The organism is Pseudomonas sp. BAV 4579 (assembly GCF_009765395.1).
GTDB classification, from domain to species: Bacteria; Pseudomonadota; Gammaproteobacteria; order Pseudomonadales; family Pseudomonadaceae; genus Chryseomonas; species Chryseomonas aestiva.
Genome location: NZ_WHOV01000287.1, coordinates 1 through 338, shown reverse-complemented (window position 1 = coordinate 338; position 338 = coordinate 1). Strand labels below are relative to the sequence as shown.

Sequence of the window (338 nt, the reverse complement as noted above, 5' to 3'; positions counted from 1 at the left end):
CCATGAAAAGTTGGGCGATGAGTCGCTGGTTGTTGGCTATTGGCCTGCTACTGAGCCTGGCGGGTTGTCAGTCTGACGCCGCGAACGAGCTGCCCTATGACGCCTGGTATTTGGGCTTTATAGCGCCTAACTACATGGAAGTTTGGCTGGAGCAAGTCAACATTGGTGATAACAGCGGGCGCATCTTTCCCAATGCCATGGGGGGAGTAGTGTCTTATGGCAAACCTGAAAATCTGGCGATTCGCGCAGAGGGTTGGCCAGAAAGAATCGGCTCAGGCAAAGGTCGTACTCTGACCGGCCTGGATCTGCCCTATGTCGTATCCCTACGCTGGCAATCC

General features: G+C 54.7%; 1 protein-coding gene. It reads left to right on the top strand.

Features of this window, described 5'->3' with window-relative positions; translation table 11 throughout:
* Nucleotides 1-17: 17 nt before the first annotated feature.
* Nucleotides 18-338: DUF2931 family protein (locus GSQ95_RS26015; RefSeq protein WP_158974024.1), on the top strand; the 321-nt coding region annotated here is incomplete at its 3' end.